Source organism: bacterium (assembly GCA_040753555.1).
GTDB lineage: Bacteria > UBA9089 > UBA9088 > UBA9088 > UBA9088 > JBFLYE01.
In genome coordinates this window covers 1-4,206 of record JBFMDZ010000179.1, presented here as the reverse complement: position 1 = coordinate 4,206, position 4,206 = coordinate 1, and the positions used below count along the sequence as shown (strand labels likewise).

2 protein-coding genes are annotated in these 4,206 nt (G+C 36.3%); both read left to right on the top strand.

Features of this window, described 5'->3' with window-relative positions; genetic code table 11:
- A partial coding sequence (locus AB1630_10790; protein MEW6104277.1) for a tetratricopeptide repeat protein occupies positions 1–799 on the top strand: 799 nt, incomplete at its 5' end.
- A gap of 169 nt (positions 800–968) precedes the next feature.
- The coding region (locus AB1630_10785; GenBank protein ID MEW6104276.1) for a right-handed parallel beta-helix repeat-containing protein at positions 969–4,206 on the top strand (3,238 nt) is incomplete at its 3' end.

The following is a 4,206-nucleotide window of genomic DNA, read 5'->3' as shown; positions in this document are numbered from 1 at the left end:
CAATCACCAAAAGCATTATATTGCTTATGATTATGGAAAAGATATCCTTAAGGTTAAGAAAAATGCTATTCTTTTCTTAGAGGGATGGAGACCTGATGAGCCCATTTTCTATCTTAAATATCTTCAGTATATTGAAGAATTCCGAAAGGATGTGAAGTTTATCGAAATTAAGCATGTATCCCCCTTTCTTATAGAAAGCAATCTTAAAAAAGGGCCAGTTTATATAAGAAGGGACTCTAATGTAAATTATAGTGGATACCTTTTAATTCCCGAGGGAGTTTTTCAAAGGGTTGTAAAGGAAGACAAAGAAGGAATTAAATGGTTTTTTGAAGGACTTAAAAATAGACCTAAATTTACCATCGGAAAGATAAAATCCCTTGTTAAGCAAGAAATAACCTTTGAAGATATGCAACGGCTCGAGGCATATTTTAATTATTGTAAAACCTTTTACGACAGAGGGCTTTATTATCATTCCTTTGCTATGTATGAAAATGCTATTTTTGAACTTAAAGAGCCATTAGTGATATTAAAAGAATTGGGAATAGAGGATTTTGAAAAAATATATGAGAAGATAAAAGGAAGAAATTATGCAAGCTATATAAAGACAAGCCTTAATTTATATAAAGAGATTGTTGGGTTATATACACTTGCTCTTTTTGAGAAAGCTAATATCTTTTATAGCCAGAAAGCTTTTGACAAGGCTATTGAGGGGTATGAAATGGTTTTAAAACTTGACCCAAACAATATTCAAGCAAAACAAATGCTTGAGGAATGCAAAAAATCCCTTGACAAAAATTAGGGTGATATTGTAACCTTTTGTAAAATGAAAAACATAAATCATTTGGTGGCACAAACAGCGCAGAGAGAGAGAGAGAGAGAGTAACTCGCCAAAAAGGTTTTTATATAAAATCCACAGAAACAGGTTCAGTTTTGAGCCTGTTTTTTTTATTCAAAATTGGAAGTGTGAAATGAAAAGACAAATTTTTGTGTCTTTAGTAGTTTTAGGGGTTGTTTTGGGAGTGAGAGTTTATGCAACTGATTTGTATGTGCCAGGAAGCTATACAACTATTCAAGCAGCAATTAATGCCGCAACCACTGGAGACACAGTCTGGATTGACCCTGGGACATATACAGGGCCTGGAAATAAAAACCTAGATTTTTCTGGAAAGGCAATCTATGTAAGGGCAAAGGCTGGAGCAGAAAATACTGTTATTGATTGTGAGGGTTCAGGAAGGGGGTTTTATTTTCATTCAAGTGAAACTTCTGCTTCTATTGTGGATGGGTTCACGGTAAAGAATGGCTATGTTACTGGTGATTGGCCTAGTAGTTGTGGTGGTGGGATTCTCTGCTATTTTTCTTCCCCAATCATCACGAACTGCATTCTGTTAAACAACACCACAACTTGGTATGGAGGTGGGATTTATTGCTATAATTCTTCTCCAACCATTACCAACTGCACCATTTCCAATAACACAACAAATTGGAAGGGCGGTGGGATTTCTTGCTATAATTCCTCTTCAATTATCACAAGCTGCACAATCTCAGGAAATACAGTCATTAGCGGAAATGGTGGTGGAATAGCCTCTTCAGAATCTTCTCTTTCTATTACAAATTGTACAGTAATAGGAAATATAGCCAACATTGGTGCCTATGGTGGAGGTCATGCTGGTGGAATTCTTTGCCATTCTTCTTCTTCCTCCATTACAAACTGCATAATATTAGAAAACATAGCTGGCTCCTATTATGGTGGTGGAATTGATTGTGTTGAACATGATTCTTCAATCATCACAAATTGCATAATTTCAAGGAATCAAGCTTACCTGGGCGGTGGTGGAATTTATTGCGATCTTTCTTCTCCATCTCTCATAAATTGTGTAATTATAGAAAATCAAACCCAATATAATACTACTTATGGTGGTGGTCGTGGTGGTGGAATTCTTTGCCATTCTTCTTCTCCTTCCATTATCAACTGTACAATATCAGAAAATATGGCTAACTACAATGATGGTGGGGGAATTGGTGTTTATGATAATTCTTTTCCTTCTATTGTAAACTGTATAATTTCAGGGAATACAACTCCTTTCAATGGTGGTGGAATCGCCTGTGATAATCCTTCTTTAACCATCAGTTATGATAATTTTTGGAACAATAGCCCACAGAACTATTATGGAATTACAGACCAAACAGGAATCAATGGAAATATCTGCCTTAACCCGCAATTTGTTAGCACATCAACAGGCAATTACAGGCTCCAATCCTCCTCTCCCTGCATAGACGCTGGCTCAAATGATGCTGTTCCAACTTGGCTTACCACCGACAAAGACGGCAATCCAAGGATTGCTGATGGGGATGGAGACAATATTGCTATTGTTGATATGGGTGCTTATGAGTATCAAGGAAGCCCTACACAATGGGTTGATGTATGGATAAATAAGTATGGGTCATATCAAATCGCAGAGGGTGAAAACATAATATATAGAATATATTACGGCAACGGTGGAGATAAAAAGGCAAGTTCAGTTGAGATTAGGGATATTTTATCATCAGGTTTAACATATGGAAGTGACACAAGTGGGATTACTCCTACTATTTCAGGAAATGAGATAAAATGGGCAATTGGGACTTTATCAGCTTTAGAGCAAAGATATTTTGAATTGATATGTAGGGTAGGCAGCCAAATAAATAATGTAACAAATATTATAGAAATAACCTCTCCAGAAGACCTTATTTCTCATAACAATACATTTACGCTTAAAACCCAAGTCATTTCATGGTATGCAGATCTTTATATGTCCAAATGGGCAACAAATGATGCAACAGATAGGATTTTTAGGTCAGGACACAAAATATTCTACCATATATCGTATGGTAATAGTGGTTCAGCAAAAGCAAATTCTGTTAAAATTATAGATTATTTCCCACAAGAACTGGTACCTGTTAGTGCTACACTACCAGGAGGGATATGTGATCTTACTGCTCACACCATAACTTGGAATATAGGAGATCTAATGCCTGGGAAATATGGCGAAATTGTAATAACCTGTATGGTTAAACAAGAAGCAACAGGTCAATTGGTTAATACAGCAGATATATCATCCCTTTCTCCAGAGAGAAACTATTTAAATAATACATACAAAATGACTGTTACCGTAGAACAGGCATATGACCCTAATGAAAAGCTTGTAGATAGACAATACATATATCCAGATGAAGTAAATCCATTAACATATGTAATACACTTTGAAAATCTTGCAACAGCTAGTGCTTCTGCCAGAGATATTCAAGTAGGGGATCATCTTGATCCCAACCTAGATTGGTCTACATTCAATGTTATAAGGATGCCAGGACTTGGTCCTAATGGAACATGGACTTTAAGCTCAACTGGAACAGCTTATTGGTTTTTTGACGAAATATACTTAGCGACTGGCTCAACAGAATATATTGTGTTTCAGATAAAACCAAAACTAAATCTAACCCCTAATACCGAGATATCAAACTATGCAACCGTCCAATTTGATTTAGAGCCATCAATGGATACACCTGTTGTAATAGTAAGGGTAATTGAGCCAAAAATTACTGTCTTTCCAAACAAAGGTTCTGTTGGATCTTTAGTTACAATATCAGGCTATGATTTTTATGAAAATTCTCAAATATCTGTAGATTTTGGAACACATCCAACAATTGCAATAACAACCTCTAATGAATATGGAAGCTTTTCATTAACATTTATTGTAGACACTCAACCAATTTGCACAAAGATAATCACAGCAACAGATGAATCTGGAGAAACAGCAACAGCAATATTCCTTCTTACCCCAAATCCAAAGATTGACCTTCTTAATCCTACATCAGGCAATATTGGAACAATTGTAACCATAGAAGGAGATGGCTTTGGACCAAATACCCCTGTAAATATTGCATTTGGAACAAATCAAAATATTGCAAACACCTTTTCATCAGACCAGGGAACATTCTCAACAATATTTGTTGTTGACACCCAAGAGCCTTGCACAAAGACAATTACTGCCTCAGGGGATTCCTACATCGGTGAGGTCTTTGCCACCACAACATTTAAGCTTATTGGTATCCCTGGGATATCCCTTACAAAAACAGGACCAACCACAACAACCACCCTGTCTACCATAACTTACACCCTCTCTTACACAAACACAGGTCAAACAACCCTTTGCAATGTTAATCTCATTG